The sequence below is a fragment of the Azospirillum picis genome (assembly GCF_017876115.1).
Classification (GTDB): domain Bacteria; phylum Pseudomonadota; class Alphaproteobacteria; order Azospirillales; family Azospirillaceae; genus Azospirillum; species Azospirillum picis.
This window is the reverse complement of sequence record NZ_JAGINO010000010.1, coordinates 111,340-126,019: the sequence shown is the minus strand read 5'-3', so window position 1 is coordinate 126,019 and position 14,680 is coordinate 111,340. Positions and strand designations below refer to the sequence as shown.

Below are 14,680 nucleotides of genomic sequence, written 5' to 3'. Positions count from 1 at the left end.
CGTCAGGTCGGGCCGGGCGATACCGTCACCGCATCCCCGACCGCCAGCCCGAGCAGCCGGTCGGCCCGCCCCCGGTTGACGGCGATCTCGGCCAGCCCGTTGGAGTTCTCGTACCACAGCGCCTCTCCCGGCCCGACGTCCCCGAAGGTGCGGGCGCGGGTGATGCGGGTGCCGCCGGCGGCCAGGACCGCGCCGGCCGGCAGGGCTGCGGCCCGCAGGCCGGTCATGGCATTGCCGTAGACATCGACATAGACGATGCGCGCCAGCTCGTCCGGCCAGCCGGGCCGGGCGATGCCGTTGGTGGTGGCGGCGGGCAGGGGGCCGCGCTCCACCGGCAGGCCGGTGGCCAGCCGGGCGGCGACCGGGGCGAACAGGTCGCGGCCATGGAAGCTCGCGGAGAGCCGGTCCGGACTCCAGTCGATGGTCCAAGCGTTTAGCGACGTTGCGCGGCGGGCGACCAGGGCGAAGAGGCCGTTGTCAGGCCCGACGAACCAGCGCCCGTCGGCCTCGACGATCACCGGCCGGCGGTCGGTGCCGACGCCGGGATCGACGACGCAGAGGAAGACGCTGCCGGCCGGGAAGGCCGGGGCGTAGGCGGCCAGCAGGTAGGCGGAGAGCTGCGGATCGAAGGCGGGCGCATCGGCGAACAGGTCGATCGCCGGCACGCCCGGCGCCTGCTGCGCCAGCACCGCCTTCATCTGGCCGGTGTAGGGGCCGCTGAGCCCGAAGTCGGTGAAGAGCAGGATCATGGGGGCAGTGTAGCGCGGGCCGGCGGCGGATGGCAGCGGGGCGTTGGACTGGCGGTGTACTATATTCCCCCTCCCCATCCCTCCCCCGCTTTGCGGGAGAGGGGGCAGGATCCTTGTCCGCATGAACCGATCCGCAGAGCAGCGGCAGTCCCCTCTCCCGCAAAGCGGGGGAGGGTTAGGGAGGGGGAATCCGCGGCAGACCTCACACCGACTTGGTGTCCAGCGCGTAGCCTGCCGAACGTACGGTACGGATCAGGTCCAGCTCGTCCTCCTCGTTCAGCGCCTTGCGCAGGCGGCGGATGTGTACGTCGACCGTACGCGGCTCGACGTACACGTCGTGGCCCCAGACCAGGTCGAGGAGCTGCTCACGCGAGAAGACGCGGCCGGCATGCTGCATGAAGTGGCGCAGCAGGCGGAACTCCGTCGGCCCGAGATGGACGTCGCGGCCGTTGCGGCGGACGCGGTGGGCGGCCAGATCCATGGTGACGTCGGCGAAGGTCAGCACCTCGTCGGTCATACCGGGCGAGGCGCGACGCAGCACCGCCCGCATGCGGGCCACCAGCTCGGTCGGCGAGAAGGGCTTGGTGATGTAGTCGTCGGCGCCGGAGTTCAGGCCGCGCACCCGGTCGCCCTCCTCGCCGCGGGCGGTCAGCATGATGATCGGGATGTCGCGGGTCTTGGCGTTGCGGCGAAGCTGGCGGCAGACCTCCAGCCCGCTCATCAGCGGCAGCATCCAGTCCAGCAGCACGATGTGCGGCGTCTGCTCCCCGGCGGCCAGCAGCGCCTCCTCGCCGTCGCTGGCGGTGGCCACGCGGAAGCCTTCCTTTTCCAGGTTGTACTTCAGCAGGGTCAGGATGTCGGCTTCGTCCTCGACGATCAGGACGAGCGGCTTCAGGGCCGCATTCATGGTGGCTCCGTTCACGGCGCGCGTCTCGACGTTAACCGGCATGGCACAGCCTTTTCAACACGGGAGGAATAGGGAGGACGGGAAGAAGGATTGCCGGGGCTCAGCCGTAGCGGCCGGTGATGTAGCCCTGGGTGCGCTCGTCGCGCGGGTTGGTGAAGATCTCCTCGGTGTCGTCGCACTCCACCATCTCGCCGAGATGGAAGAAGGCGGTGCGCTGCGACACGCGGGCGGCCTGCTGCATGTTGTGGGTGACGATGACGATGGTGTAGTTGGCCCGCAGCTCATCGATCAGCTCCTCGATGTGGGCGGTGGCGATCGGGTCGAGCGCCGAGCAGGGCTCGTCCATCAGGATCACCTCGGGGCTGACGGCGATGGCGCGGGCGATGCACAGCCGCTGCTGCTGGCCGCCGGACAGGCTGGTGCCGGGCTCGCGCAGCCGCTCCCGCACCTCCGCCCACAGGCCGGCGCGCTTCAGCGAGGTCTGCACCACCTCGTCCAGCTCGTCGCGGCCGGACGCCAGCCCGTGGATGCGCGGTCCGTAGGCGACGTTGTCGTAGATCGACTTCGGGAAGGGGTTCGGCTTCTGGAACACCATGCCGACGCGGGCGCGCAGTTGCACCGGGTCGATGGTCCGGCCATAGACGTCCTCGCCGTCCAGCGTGATCCGCCCCTCCACCCGGCAGCCCTCGATGGTGTCGTTCATCCGGTTCAGGCAGCGCAGGAAGGTCGACTTGCCGCAGCCGGACGGGCCGATCAGCGCCAGCACGCGGTTTTCCTGGATGTCGAGGTCGATGCCCTTCAGCGCCGGCTTGGCGCCGTAGGACACCCGGACGCCGCGCGCCACCATCTTGGCGGCAACGGGGGCGGCGGGGCGCTGGTCGGCGCGCGGGCGCAGCTTCAGTTGGGATCGGATGCTCATGGCGTTCACCACCGTCTCTCGAAAATCCGGCGCAGGATCACCGCCACCCCGTTCAGCAGGACCAGGAAGCCCAGCAGGACCAGGATCGCCGCGGAGGTGCGCTCGGTGAAGGCGCGCTCGGGGCTGTCGGCCCACATGTAGATCTGCACCGGCAGCACGGTGGCGCTGTCGGTCAGCCCGTGCGGGATGTCGACGATGAAGGCGACCATGCCGATCATCAGCAGCGGCGCGGTCTCGCCCAGGGCGCGGGCCATGCCGATGATCGTGCCGGTCAGGATGCCCGGCAGGGCGAGCGGCAGCACATGGTGCAGCACCGTCTGCAGCGGCGAGGCGCCGATGGCCAGCGCGGCGTCGCGGATCGACGGCGGCACCGCCCGCAACGCGGCGCGCGCGGCGATGATGATGACCGGCAGGGTCATCAGCGCCATCACCAGGCCGCCGACCAGCGGGGCCGAGCGCGGCAGGCCGAAGAAGCCGAGGAACACCGCGAGGCCGAGCAGGCCGAAGATGATCGACGGCACCGCCGCGAGGTTGTTGATGTTCACCTCGATCAGGCCGGTCCAGCGGTTCTTCGGCGCGAACTCCTCCAGGTAGACGGCGGCGGCGATGCCGACCGGCACCGACAGCAGCATGGTGACCAGCAGCGTCAGCAGCGAGCCGACGATGGCCCCGCCCATGCCGGCCTGCTCGGGCTCGCGGCTGTCGCCGGCGGTGAACAGCGTCGTGTTGAAGCCCTGGGCCAGCGCGCCGGCCGCCGCCAGCGCATCGGCGGCGGCGACCTTGGCGTCGCTGAGGCCGCGCTCGCCCTCCGGCAGGTCGCGGCGGTAATGGCCCTTCGCGAGCTGGTCGATCTCGTCGTCGGCGCGCACCCAGACGGTCCTCACCGTGCCGACCATCGCCGGATCGCGGGCGACCATCGCCTCCAGCTCGTAGGGCGCGCCGGAGGACAGCAGGTCGTTCAGCACGCGCCGGCCGGCGCGGTCGGTCACCTGCGGGAACTGCGCATGAAGCGCCCGGCGCAGCGGGGCGGTGTAGTTGCCGCTCGCGACCTCGGCCGGGTCCAGCGCGACCTCCAGCCGGATGCGCGTTTCCCAGAAGGCGCTCGCCCCCCTGGCGGCGATGGAGCCGATCAGCAGCACCAGCATCAGCGCCGCCACCGCCACCGCCGCGGCCCCGGCCCGCCGGAAGCGGCGCTCGGCGGCATGGCGCGCGCGCAGGCGGCGGGCGAAGGCCTCGCCCTTGTAGTGCGACCTCGGCCCGGCGGCCCGGACCGGGGCGGGCGGCACCGCCGCCGTCTCCCGCTCGATGAGGTCAGTCATAGCGTTCGCGATAGGTCCGGACCACCCGCAGGGCGACCACGTTGAGGCAGAGGGTGACGAGGAACAGCACGAGGCCGAGGCCGAAGGCCGACAGCGTCTTCGGGCTGTCGAACTCCTGGTCGCCGACCAGCAGGGCGGCGACCTGGGTGGTGACGGTGGTCACCGCCTGCAGCGGGTTGGCGGTCAGGTTGGCGGTCAGGCCGGACGCCATGGTGACGATCATCGTCTCGCCGATGGCGCGGCTGACCGCCAGCATCACCGCCGCCACGACGCCGGGCAGCGCCGCCGGCAGCACCACCTGCCTGATGGTCTCCGACTTGGTGGCGCCCAGCCCGTAGGAGCCGTCGCGCAAGGATTGCGGCACCGCGTTGATGACGTCGTCCGACAGCGAGCTGACGAAGGGGATGATCATCACCCCCATGACGATCCCGGCCGCCAGCGCCGATTCCGAACTGACGTCCAGCCCCAGTGCTTCGCCGGCGGCGCGGACGGCCGGCGCCATCGTCAGCGCGGCGAAGAAGCCGTAGACCACGGTCGGGATGCCGGCCAGGATCTCCAGGGTCGGCTTCAGCCAGGTGCGCATGCCGCGCCCGGCATATTCCGACAGGTAGATCGCCGCCATCAGCCCGACCGGCACCGCCACCGTCATCGCCACCACGGTGACCAGCAGCGTGCCGGCGAACAGCGGGAGCGCGCCGAACGAGCCGCTGGAGCCGACCTGGTCGGCCCGCATCGCCACCTGGGGACTCCAGTGCGTGCCGAACAGGAAGTCGGCCGGCGAGACGATGCTGAAGAAGCGCAGCGCCTCGAACAGCAGCGACAGCACGATCCCCACCGTGGTCAGGATGGCGACCAGCGAGCAGACGACCAGCGCCGCCCGCACCACCCGCTCCACCGCCGGCCGGGCGCGCAGGTCGGGGCCGATGCGGTGGCGCCCCCAGGCGAGGCCGGCGACGGCGAGGCTGGCGCCGACGGCGAGCAGGCTCCAGCCGGCAAGGTCGCGCAGGGCGCCGTAGCGCCGCGCCGCCTCGGCCACCGCGGGATCGGGTTCGCGTCCGGTCGAGATGCCGCGCGCGAGATTGAGGATGTCGGCCTTGAGCAGGCTCAGCGACTGCACGTCGCCGGCGGTCAGGCGGTCGGGCAGGCCGGACAGCACGAGCTGCATCGCCAGCCAGCCTTCCGAGGCCGTCCAGGCGACGAAGAGCAGCAGCGCCGGCAGCCCGGCCCACAGCGCGACGTAGAGCCCGTGGTAGGACGGCACGGAATGCAGCTCCGCCACCCGACCGCCGACGGACGCCGCCGCCCGCGACCGGCCGGCCAGGAAGCCGATCACGGTGAGCAGGACGAGGGTCAGGGCGAGGAGGGTGGGCTGCATGCGGTCGCTCGGGCTGGGGTCAGAACTGGAACGGCGTCAGGTTCACCGCCTCGACGCGGGCGGCCTCGCGCAGCGCCGTCGGCTCGGGGATCAGGCCCTTGTCGAGCAGGTAGCCGTCGTCGCCCAGCGCGCGCTCGGAGGTGTATTCGCGGATGAAGTCGCGGATCCCCGGAATGACGCCGGCATGGGCGTTCTTGACGTAGATGTAGAGCGGACGCGACAGCTCGTACCGCCCGGCGGCCACCGTCTCGGGCGTCAGCTCGACCCCGTCCATCCTGGCGGCCTGCAGCGAATCCCGGTTCTGGTCGAGGTAGCTGTAGCCGAAGACGCCGAAGGCGCCCGGGTTCGCCCCCAGCTTCTGGACGATCAGGTTGTCGTTCTCGCCGACCTCGACATAGGCGCCGTCCTCGCGGATGGTCATGCAGGCGCGCTCCCGCGCCGTCTCGTCGGCGATCAGCGCCGCCACATCGGGAAGCTTCCGACAGCCCTCCAGCATCACCAGCTCGTTGAAGGTGTCGCGCGTTCCCGAGGTCGGCGGCGGCCCCAGCACCTCGATCGGCGCCTTCGGCAGCGACGGATCGATGTCGGACCACAGCCGGTACGGGTTGGCCACCATCCGGCCGGCGGCGGCACCGGTCCCGGGGACCTCCTTCGCCAGCGCCCGCCACAGGATGGCGGTCGACAGCGGCGCCGGCGCCGTCCGCTTCGACGAGGCGAGCGCGATGCCGTCATAGCCGATCTTCAGCTCCGTGACCGCCGTCACGCCGTTGGCGGCGCACTGGTCGGCCTCGGACTTCCTGATCCGGCGCGACGCGTCGGCGATGTCGGGATGGGCGGGACCGACGCCGGCGCAGAACAGCTTCAGGCCGCCGCCGGTGCCGGTGGATTCCACCACCGGGGTCTTGTAGCGCCCGGACCGCCCGAAGGCCTCGGCGACCGCGGTGGTGAAGGGGAAGACGGTGGAGGAGCCGACGATGCGGATCTGGTCGCGGGTCTGGGCGACGGCGGCCGTCGGCACGGCGGCCGCGGCGGCCAGGCCGGCCACGACCACGGCGGCCGCCGCCACGGAGGGACCGTGGGGGCGGGCAGGGGAGCGGGCGATCGCTTGCATCCGGATGGTCACGCTTGCCCCTCCTGCGGGGAATGGTCGGCTGGGCTGGCGCGGACGATAGACCGGGAGGACGACCGATTGATTACATTTTTATGACGGTTTCATGACACCGTCATGGAACCTCCGTCAACCCGCCTTGCGCCGTTCCCCGTCGCCCGACAGCTCCGCCCCGGCGGGGCACGCCGCGGGAAGATAGACCGTGAAGGCGCTGCCGGCCCCGACCTCGCTTTCGATGGTCAGCCGGCCGCGATGCCGGTTCAGGATGTGCTTGACGATGGCGAGCCCCAGCCCGGTGCCGCCCATCGCCCGCGACCGCGCGGCGTCGACCCGGTAGAAGCGCTCGGTCAGGCGCGGCAGGTGGGTGCGGGCGATCCCGTCGCCGCGGTCGCGCACCGAGACCGACACCATGCCGGTGCCGCGCGCGCTGCGGCGATCCTTGGCGCCGGGCGCCGGCGGCAGGCCGGCGAAGCCGATCAGGGTTCCGTCCACCGCCGCCACGGTGACGGTCACCTCGGTGTCCTCCCGCGTGTATTTGATCGCGTTGCTGACCAGGTTCTGGAAGACCTGTGTCAACTGGTCCTCGTCGCCGACGACGCGCGGCACGTCCTCCGGCGCCTCCAGCCGCAGGCGGATCCGGCGCTGGGCCGCCTTCAGCTCCAGGGCGGCGATGACGTTCTCCAGCTCCTCCACCACGTCGACACGGCCGCCGGGCGGCATGTGCTCGTCCAGTTCGATGCGGGACAGCGACAGCAGGTCGTTGACCAGCCGGGTCATGCGGCTGGCCTGGTCGTGCATGATCGACAGGAAGCGGTCCTGCGCCTCCTGGTCGTCGCGCGCCGGGCCGCGCAGCGTCTCGATGAAGCCGAGCAGCGAGGACAGCGGCGTGCGCAACTCGTGGCTGGCGTTGGCGATAAAGTCGGCGCGCATCTGTTCCGAGCGGCGGGCGGCGGTGACGTCGTGCAGCGTCAGGATCGCCATGCGCGCCGGAACCGGCGGCCGCGGCTCCGGCTCCTCCTCCAGCTCACCGTCGATCAGCGAGGGATCGGGCTCCGGCACCAGCCGCTGGAACGGCTTCACCTGGGCCTCGAAGCTGCGCTCGACCGGCACCGGCAGGGTGAAGTCGATGACGCGCGAGGTGCCGCCGCGCAGGACGGAGTCCACCGCCTCCAGCACGGCGGGGGTGCGCAGGGAGCCGGCAAGGTCGCGGTCCACCACCTTCGCCCCGAACAGGTCGCGGGCGGCGAGGTTGGCGCGCACCACCTGGCGGTCGGCGTCCATCAGCAGCAGCGGGGCGGGCAGGGCGTCGATCACCGCCTCGTCGGCATCGAGTTGCAGCCGCACCCGTTCTGTCCGGCGCAGCCCGGCCCGGTGCAGCCGGCCGATGGTGGCGGCCAGCGCCCGCAGGGCCGGCGGGGTCCCGCCGGGCGGCAGCGGCCCGTCGCTCTCGGCCAGCCGGGCGGCATAGTCGGTCACCGCGTCGGCATCGCGGCGATAGGTCCGCACCACCAGGATCGCCCCGCCCAGCGCCGCAACGCCGGCGATCAGTGCCAGCCCGCCATGCAGGGCTTCGGCATGGACGGCCAGCGCGGTGACGCCCAGCAGCGGCACCAGCATCAGCAGGACGGCGATCAGCAGCGGGGTTGGCAAGGATGCCTTCGGGCGCATGGGGACGGCACCAGGGTTCGGATGGACGTGGCGGACAGGATGAACCCTTCTACACCATGGCCGGCGGCCCCGCGTGCCGGTCATAAAAGATTCACGCGGGCGATTGTGCGGGACGGCGTTGACTCCAGGAAACTGGATATGCATTCTATCTTAATGGATGAAACGCTTCCGACCATAGACAGCCGCCTAGCCGCCCGCCTGCGGGCGCTGCGCTCCGACCAGGGCCTGACGCTCGATGGGCTGGCGGAGCGCTCGGGCGTCAGCCGCTCGATGATCTCGCTGATCGAGCGGGGGGAGAGCAGCCCGACCGCGAGCGTGCTGGACCGGCTGGCCGCCGGGCTCGGGGTCACGCTGGCCTCGCTGTTCGCCGACGCCGAACGCGCCGACGCCAAGCCGGTCGTCCGCCGCGACGATCAGGTCACGTGGCAGGATCCCGCCACCCGCTACCGCCGCCGCAACCTGTCGCCACCCGGTTTCCCGTCGCCGATCGAACTGGTGGAAGTGGATCTGCCGCCTGACGCCCGCGTGACCTACGACAGCGCCGCCCGCGCCGCCGTGATCGACCAGCAGGTCTATGTGCTGGAAGGCACCATCGACCTGACCGTCGGGGACGAGACGCACCGCCTGTCGGCCGGCGACTGCCTCGCCATGCGGCTCGACCGGCCGGTCGGCTACCACAACCCGACCAGCCTGCCGGCCCGCTACATCGTGGCGCTGACCACCGAGAGTGCGCGCAAGCCAAACGCCGTTAAACGCTGAGGAGCCCGTCATGGACGAGACCTGTCTTCACGCTGCGGCGCCTGGGCCGGGCGCCGTGAAAGTTCGTGTGCTGGCGGGTGCCGAGGCGCGGGATGCCGTGCCGGCCCTGGCCGGGGTGCTGCTCGACTGCGTCGAGGGGGGAGCCTCGGTGAGTTTCATGGCGCCCTTCGACCGCGGCACCGCCGAAGGCTTCTGGCGGGAGGTGGCCGCGGGCGTTGAGCGGGGGGAACGCATCCTGCTGGTGGCGGAGGACGGGGAGGGGGTACTCGGCACCGTCCAGCTTGTCGTCCAGCAGCCGCCGAACCAGCCCCACCGGGCCGACCTGTCCAAGATGCTGGTGCACAGCCGTGCCCGGCGGCGCGGTATCGGCAAGGCGCTGATGGACGCCGCCGAGGACGCCGCCCGTGCCGCGGGCAAGACCCTGCTGGTGCTGGACACCGCATCGCCCGATGCCGAACGGCTCTACACGCGTGCCGGCTGGATCAAGGTCGGGGTCATTCCCGGCTATGCCCTGTGGCCCGGGGGCGGGTTCTGCGACACGACCTTCTTCTACAAGGCTTTGCCGTCTCCCTGACCCTCCCGCGCCCTCGGCGGACCGAAGGTCCGTCCGATCGCGGGAGAGGGATGGGGAAAGGAATGTCGTCGCCGCTCACCAAGGCAGCGAGTCATGCGCCGCCAGCGCGGCGGCGGTGACGAGGTCGTTGACGGTGGCGCCCATGGTGACGATCTGGGCGGGTTTGTCCAAGCCGATCAGCAGGGGGCCGATCATGTGGCCGCCGGCCATCTTGTTCAGCAGCTTGGCCGAGATGTCGGCCGAATGCAGGCCGGGCATGATCAGCACGTTGGCCGGACCGGACAGCCGGGAGAAGGGATAGACCCGCTTCATCAGCTCGTAGTCCAGCGCCACGTCGGCCGACATCTCGCCGTCATACTCGAAATCGACCCGGCGGCCGTCGAGGATCGCCAGTGCCTCGCGCAGCGGATCGGTGTTCGGATGCGGCGGCTGGCCGAAATTGGAGAAGGACAGCAGCGCCACCCGCGGCTCGTGCCCCATCTGCCGGGCTTTGGCCGCCGCGCCCGTCGCGATGTCGGCCAGCGCCTTGCCGTCGGGACGGAAATGGACGGTGGTGTCGGCGATGAAGACGGTGCGGTTGCGGGTGATCGACAGGTGCAGGCCGAACACCGGTTCGCTCGCCTTCGGGTCGATGACCCGGCGGATTTCCTCGTAGGCGACGCCGAAGCTGCGGGTCAGGCCGGTCACCATGGCGTGGGCGTCGCCCTGGGCCACCATGCAGGCGGCGAAGACGTTGCGGTCCTGGTTGACCATCCGCTGGCAGTCGCGCAGCAGCGCGCCCTTGCGCTGCAGCCGCCGGTAGAGATGGTCGGCATAGCGGCGGTTGGCGTCGGACAGGCGGGCGTTGTGGATTTCGAACTGGACGTTCGGCTGGCCCATGGCGGCGAGCTGCTCGCGGATCACCTCCTCGCGGCCGATCAGCACCGGCGTGCCGTAGCCGCCGGCGCGGAAGGTCATGGCGGCACGGATCGTCCGCTCCTCCTCGCCCTCGGCGAAGACGACGCGGCGGGGATTGGCCCGCACCTTCTCCAGGATCAGCTCCAGGCTGTCGGCGGTGGGATCAAGCCGGGTGCGCAGCGAGTGCTTGTAGCCGCTGAGGTCGACGATCGGCTTGCGCGCCACGCCGCTTTCCATCGCCGCCTGGGCGACGGCGGCCGGCACGGTGACGATCAGGCGCGGGTCGAACGGCACCGGGATGATGTAGTCGGCGCCGTAGCGCAGCCGGCGGCCGGAATAGGCGGCGTCGACCTCGTCCGGCACGTCCTCGCGCGCCAGCGCCGCCAATGCCTGGGCGGCGGCGACCTTCATCGCCTCGTTGATGGTGGTGGCGCGGACGTCGAGCGCACCGCGGAACAGGTAGGGGAAGCCCAGGACGTTGTTGACCTGGTTGGGGTAGTCGGACCGTCCGGTGGCGACGATGGCGTCGGCGCGCACCGCCTTCACCTCTTCCGGCGTGATCTCGGGGTCGGGGTTGGCGAGCGCGAAGATGATGGGCTTGGGCGCCATCGACTTGACCATCTCCTGGGTCATCGCTCCCTTCGCCGACAGGCCGACGAAGACGTCGGCGCCGGCGACCGCCTCCTCCAGCGTGCGCTTGTCGGTGGCGACGGCGAAGGACGACTTCCACTGGTTCATGCCGTTGGTGCGGCCGCGGTAGACCACGCCCTTGGTGTCGCACAGGATGATGTTTTCACGTGAAACACCCATCGTGCAGAACAGCTCGGCGCAGGCGATGCCCGCCGCCCCGGCGCCGTTCACCACCATCTTCACGTCTTCGATCTTGCGGCCGGTGATGTCGCAGGCGTTGATCAGGCCGGCGGCGGCGATGATCGCGGTGCCGTGCTGGTCGTCGTGGAAGACCGGGATGTCGAGCAGCTCGCGCAGGCGCTCCTCGATGATGAAGCAGTCGGGCGCCTTGATGTCTTCGAGGTTGATGCCGCCGAAGCTGGGGCCGAGGAACCGCACGCAGTTGACGAATTCATCCACGTCGCGGGTATCGACCTCCAGGTCGATGCCATCCACGTCGGCGAAGCGCTTGAACAGCACCGCCTTGCCTTCCATCACCGGCTTGCCGGCGAGCGCGCCGAGGTCGCCAAGTCCCAGGACCGCCGTGCCGTTGGAGATGATGGCGACGATGTTCCCCTTGGCCGTGTAGTCGTAGGCCAGCGAGGGATCCTCGGCGATGCGCAGGCAGGGGGCGGCGACGCCCGGCGAATAGGCCAGCGACAGGTCGCGTTGGGTGGTCAGCGGCTTGGTCGGCGTGATTTCCAGCTTGCCGGGCCGGCCGCTGGAATGGAGCAGCAGGGCTTCCTCGTCGGTGACGCGTTTGGTGTCGGACATGGATCTCGTGTTCCTCAACGGAGTACTGATGCCCGTCGGTCGTCTTTGGGCGTTCGCGCCAGGCAGTGCCGACGGTGGGGCCGCGATGGTATACGCGGGGCGCGCACTCCGCCAAGCCCCCTATGGCCCTGTTTTGTACGAATCATTCCAATTCGTGGTCACCAGGGACATATCCGGCTCGGTGTACGGTTTGTTTGCCGCGCGGCGGCCATTCCGCGGCCACTGTCGCCGATGCGGTGCCACCGGCACCATGTGACGAAATGGCCGCCCCGGCCATGGCCCGCCGCGATCCCGCAGCCGCCCCCCGGCGGCGGGGACCCCGACACCCTGCCTGGACACCATGCTTGAAGGGGGAGGGCGGAGCCGCTAGCTTGCCGCCGACCGCAATCGATTTCCTGGATGATGCCCATGCGCCCCTCCGGCCGCGCCTTCGACCAACTGCGCACCGTTTCCCTGGAGCCCGGCTTCAGCCGCTATGCCGAAGGATCCTGCATGGTGCGCTTCGGCAACACGCACGTGCTGTGCACCGCCAGCGTCGACGAGACGGTGCCCCGCTTCCTGAAGAACACCGGGCTCGGCTGGGTCACCGCCGAATACGGCATGCTGCCGCGCTCCACCCACAGCCGCACCGACCGCGAGGCCGCCAAGGGCAAGCAGTCCGGCCGCACGCAGGAGATCCAGCGCCTGATCGGCCGGGCGCTGCGCGCCGTCACCGACCGCGCGGCGATGGGCGAGAAGCAGGTCAAGATCGACTGCGACGTCATCCAGGCCGACGGCGGCACCCGCACCGCCGCGATCACCGGCAGCTACGTCGCCCTGCACCTCGCCTTCCAGCACCTGATGCGGATCGGCGCGCTGAAGACCATGCCGCTGACCGACCAGGTCGCCGCCGTCTCCTGCGGCATCTTCCAGGGCAAGTCGGTGCTCGACCTCGACTATGACGAGGATTCCAAGGCGCAGGCCGACTCCAACTTCGTCCTGACCGGCAAGGGCGGCATCGTCGAGGTGCAGGGCACCGCCGAGGAGAGCCCGTTCAGCGAAGCGCAGTTCATGGAGCTGCTGGGCCTCGCCCGCAAGGGCGTGAACGAGCTGGCGGCCTTGCAGAAGCAGGCGCTGGGGATCAAGTAACTCGGGATCAAGCAAGGGTCTTACGCCATGTCCGCTCCCCGCCGCTTCACCGGCGACACGCTCGTCATCGCCAGCCACAACAAGGGCAAGGTGCGCGAGATCGCCGACCTGCTCGGCCCCTATGTCGCCACCTTCACCTCGGCCGGGGAGCTGGGCCTGCCCGAACCCGAGGAGACCGGCACCACCTTCGTCGCCAATGCCGAACTGAAGGCGAAGGCGGCAGCCGCCGCCGGCCATGTCGCGCTTGCCGACGACAGCGGGCTGGTGGTGCCGGCGCTGAACGGCGATCCCGGCATCTACTCCGCCCGCTGGGCCGGGCCGGAGAAGGACTTCGACATGGCGATGCGCAAGGTCGAGGACGGGCTTGCCGGCCTTCCGGAAAGCGGCAAGGCCGGCCGCGGCGCCTATTTCGTCTGCGCCCTGTCGCTCGCCTGGCCGGACGGCCATGTCGAGACGGTCGAGGGCCGCTGCTACGGCACCCTGGTGTGGCCGCCGCGCGGACCCCGCGGCTTCGGGTACGACCCGATGTTCCTGCCCGACGGGTACGGCCTGACCTTCGGCGAGATGGAGCCGGCGAGGAAGCACGAGATGAGCCACCGCGCCGACGCCTTCCGCCAGCTTGTGGAGCGCTGCTTCCGGTGACCGCTGCCGATCCCGGTTTCGCCGTCTACGTCCATTGGCCCTTCTGCAAATCGAAGTGTCCGTACTGCGACTTCAACAGCCATGTCCGCGAGCGGATCGACCATGACCGCTGGCGGGCCGGGCTGCTGCGCGAACTCGACCATTATGCCGGGCTGACCGCCGGCAGGACGGTCACCTCGATCTTCTTCGGCGGCGGCACGCCGTCGCTGATGGAGCCGGCGACCGTCGGCGCGCTGATCGAGGGGGTTGCCGCCCGCTGGCCGGTCGCCGACCGGCTGGAGGTGACGCTGGAGGCCAACCCGACCTCGGTTGAGGCCGACAAATTCCGCGCCTTCCGGTCCGCCGGCGTCAACCGCGTGTCGCTCGGCATCCAGGCGCTCGACGATGCGTCGCTGCGCTTCCTCGGCCGCCAGCACAGCGCGGCCGAAGCCACCGGCGCCATCGAGCTGGCGGCGAGCACCTTCGACCGCTTCTCCTTCGACCTGATCTATGCCCGGCCGGGCCAGACCGTCGCGGCCTGGGAGGCGGAGCTGACCCGTGCGCTCGACTATGCCGTCGGCCACCTCTCGGTCTATCAGCTCACCATCGAGGAGGGGACGGCCTTCTATCCGCTGCATGCGCGCGGAGAGCTGGTGCTGCCGGACGACGAGCTGGCCGGCGACCTCTACGAGGCGACGCTGGGCCGTCTTGCCGCCGCCGGGCTGCCGGCCTACGAGATCTCCAACCACGCCCGCCCGGGCGAGGAAAGCCGCCACAACCTGACCTACTGGCGCTATGGCGACTATGTCGGCATCGGGCCGGGCGCCCATGGCCGATTGACGCTCGACGGCGGGAAGGTCGCGACCCGTGCCCACCGGGCGCCGGAGATCTGGCTGGAGCGGGTGGAGCGCGCCGGCCATGGCGCCGCAGCGCCGGAGCCGATCGGCCGCGATGCCCGCGGAACCGAACTGCTGATGATGGGGTTGCGCCTGACCGAAGGCGTCCCGCTCGCGCGGATCGCCGAGGAGGCCGGCCGGCCGTTCGAAGAGTTCGTGGATCCGGCGGCGCTGTCGCGACTGGTCGATGGCGGCTTCCTCGTTCGCGATGCCGCCAGACTGCGGGCGACGCCGGACGGGCTACAGCGACTGAACGCGGTGCTCGGCGCCCTGTTGGCGTAGACTCCGTCGCGGCGGACCGACGGGGAAGGTCCCAA

Annotated in this window: 13 protein-coding genes; 5 read left to right on the top strand and 8 right to left on the bottom strand. The window is 70.7% G+C overall.

The window, feature by feature from the left end:
- Positions 1 to 2: 2 nt before the first annotated feature.
- The 7 genes from J2850_RS15470 to J2850_RS15440 form a co-directional block, all read right to left on the bottom strand.
- Positions 3 to 749, bottom strand: coding sequence for an SAM hydrolase/SAM-dependent halogenase family protein (locus J2850_RS15470; protein WP_209983170.1), 747 nt, complete (start codon positions 747 to 749; stop codon positions 3 to 5).
- A gap of 202 nt (positions 750 to 951) precedes the next feature.
- On the bottom strand, positions 952 to 1,656 hold the full coding sequence (phoB, locus tag J2850_RS15465) for a phosphate regulon transcriptional regulator PhoB (RefSeq protein WP_209983168.1): 705 nt from the start codon (positions 1,654 to 1,656) through the stop codon (positions 952 to 954).
- 100 nt (positions 1,657 to 1,756) lie between these two features.
- A complete protein-coding gene (pstB, locus tag J2850_RS15460) occupies positions 1,757 to 2,503 on the bottom strand; it encodes a phosphate ABC transporter ATP-binding protein PstB (RefSeq protein WP_417281588.1) in 747 nt (248 codons plus the stop codon).
- 77 nt (positions 2,504 to 2,580) lie between these two features.
- The gene (pstA, locus tag J2850_RS15455) at positions 2,581 to 3,894 is read right to left on the bottom strand and encodes a phosphate ABC transporter permease PstA (RefSeq protein ID WP_209983165.1); all 1,314 of its coding nucleotides are present in this window, start codon (positions 3,892 to 3,894) and stop codon (positions 2,581 to 2,583) included.
- Positions 3,887 to 5,269, bottom strand: a complete 1,383-nt coding sequence (gene pstC / locus J2850_RS15450; protein ID WP_209983163.1) for a phosphate ABC transporter permease subunit PstC — start codon at positions 5,267 to 5,269, stop codon at positions 3,887 to 3,889. Before pstC ends, pstA begins: the two co-directional genes overlap by 8 nt.
- Before the next feature lie 19 nt (positions 5,270 to 5,288).
- Entirely contained in the window at positions 5,289 to 6,380 is a 1,092-nt protein-coding gene (locus tag J2850_RS15445) for a PstS family phosphate ABC transporter substrate-binding protein (RefSeq protein ID WP_209983334.1), read from the bottom strand.
- A gap of 126 nt (positions 6,381 to 6,506) precedes the next feature.
- Positions 6,507 to 8,027 carry an ATP-binding protein gene (locus J2850_RS15440; RefSeq protein ID WP_246513107.1) on the bottom strand — a complete coding sequence of 507 codons (1,521 nt, stop codon included), beginning with the start codon at positions 8,025 to 8,027 and terminating at the stop codon, positions 6,507 to 6,509.
- Between the two features lie 156 nt (positions 8,028 to 8,183).
- On the opposite strand from J2850_RS15440, the gene J2850_RS15435 reads away from it, so the two are divergent.
- Together J2850_RS15435 and J2850_RS15430 are read left to right on the top strand one after the other, a co-directional pair.
- Complete coding sequence (locus tag J2850_RS15435) at positions 8,184 to 8,804, top strand: helix-turn-helix domain-containing protein (protein WP_246513106.1); 621 nt, start codon at positions 8,184 to 8,186, stop codon at positions 8,802 to 8,804.
- Positions 8,805 to 8,814: 10 nt separating this feature from the next.
- Positions 8,815 to 9,378: a GNAT family N-acetyltransferase gene (locus tag J2850_RS15430; protein ID WP_209983158.1), complete on the top strand. Its 564-nt coding sequence runs from the start codon at positions 8,815 to 8,817 to the stop codon at positions 9,376 to 9,378.
- Positions 9,379 to 9,453: 75 nt separating this feature from the next.
- Here J2850_RS15430 and J2850_RS15425 read toward each other — a convergent pair whose 3' ends face one another.
- Positions 9,454 to 11,718, bottom strand: coding sequence for an NADP-dependent malic enzyme (locus J2850_RS15425; RefSeq protein WP_209983156.1), 2,265 nt, complete (start codon positions 11,716 to 11,718; stop codon positions 9,454 to 9,456).
- Between the two features lie 408 nt (positions 11,719 to 12,126).
- Here J2850_RS15425 and rph point away from each other — a divergent pair, with 408 nt between their 5' ends.
- Genes rph through hemW form a run of 3 tightly spaced genes read left to right on the top strand, consistent with a single transcriptional unit; the run spans position 12,127 to position 14,645 of the window.
- On the top strand, positions 12,127 to 12,846 hold the full coding sequence (gene rph, locus J2850_RS15420) for a ribonuclease PH (protein ID WP_209983153.1): 720 nt from the start codon (positions 12,127 to 12,129) through the stop codon (positions 12,844 to 12,846).
- A gap of 27 nt (positions 12,847 to 12,873) precedes the next feature.
- The gene (gene rdgB / locus J2850_RS15415) at positions 12,874 to 13,488 is read left to right on the top strand and encodes an RdgB/HAM1 family non-canonical purine NTP pyrophosphatase (RefSeq protein ID WP_209983151.1); all 615 of its coding nucleotides are present in this window, start codon (positions 12,874 to 12,876) and stop codon (positions 13,486 to 13,488) included.
- Positions 13,476 to 14,645, top strand: a complete 1,170-nt coding sequence (hemW, locus tag J2850_RS15410; RefSeq protein WP_209983330.1) for a radical SAM family heme chaperone HemW — start codon at positions 13,476 to 13,478, stop codon at positions 14,643 to 14,645. The genes rdgB and hemW overlap by 13 nt, the downstream gene beginning before the upstream one ends.
- The last annotated feature ends 35 nt before the right edge of the window (positions 14,646 to 14,680 follow it).

Bases quoted from the DNA above. Each gene is read 5' to 3' on its own strand.
- J2850_RS15470 (WP_209983170.1), bottom strand. From the start codon at position 749: ATGATCCTGCTCTTCACCGACTTCGGGCTCAGCGGCCCCTACACCGGC.
- phoB (WP_209983168.1), bottom strand. From the start codon at position 1,656: ATGAATGCGGCCCTGAAGCCGCTCGTCCTGATCGTCGAGGACGAAGCC.
- pstB (WP_417281588.1), bottom strand. From the start codon at position 2,503: ATGGTGGCGCGCGGCGTCCGGGTGTCCTACGGCGCCAAGCCGGCGCTG.
- pstA (WP_209983165.1), bottom strand. From the start codon at position 3,894: ATGACTGACCTCATCGAGCGGGAGACGGCGGCGGTGCCGCCCGCCCCG.
- pstC (WP_209983163.1), bottom strand. From the start codon at position 5,269: ATGCAGCCCACCCTCCTCGCCCTGACCCTCGTCCTGCTCACCGTGATC.
- J2850_RS15445 (WP_209983334.1), bottom strand. From the start codon at position 6,380: ATGCAAGCGATCGCCCGCTCCCCTGCCCGCCCCCACGGTCCCTCCGTG.
- J2850_RS15435 (WP_246513106.1), top strand. From the start codon at position 8,184: ATGCATTCTATCTTAATGGATGAAACGCTTCCGACCATAGACAGCCGC.
- J2850_RS15430 (WP_209983158.1), top strand. From the start codon at position 8,815: ATGGACGAGACCTGTCTTCACGCTGCGGCGCCTGGGCCGGGCGCCGTG.
- J2850_RS15425 (WP_209983156.1), bottom strand. From the start codon at position 11,718: ATGTCCGACACCAAACGCGTCACCGACGAGGAAGCCCTGCTGCTCCAT.
- rph (WP_209983153.1), top strand. From the start codon at position 12,127: ATGCGCCCCTCCGGCCGCGCCTTCGACCAACTGCGCACCGTTTCCCTG.
- rdgB (WP_209983151.1), top strand. From the start codon at position 12,874: ATGTCCGCTCCCCGCCGCTTCACCGGCGACACGCTCGTCATCGCCAGC.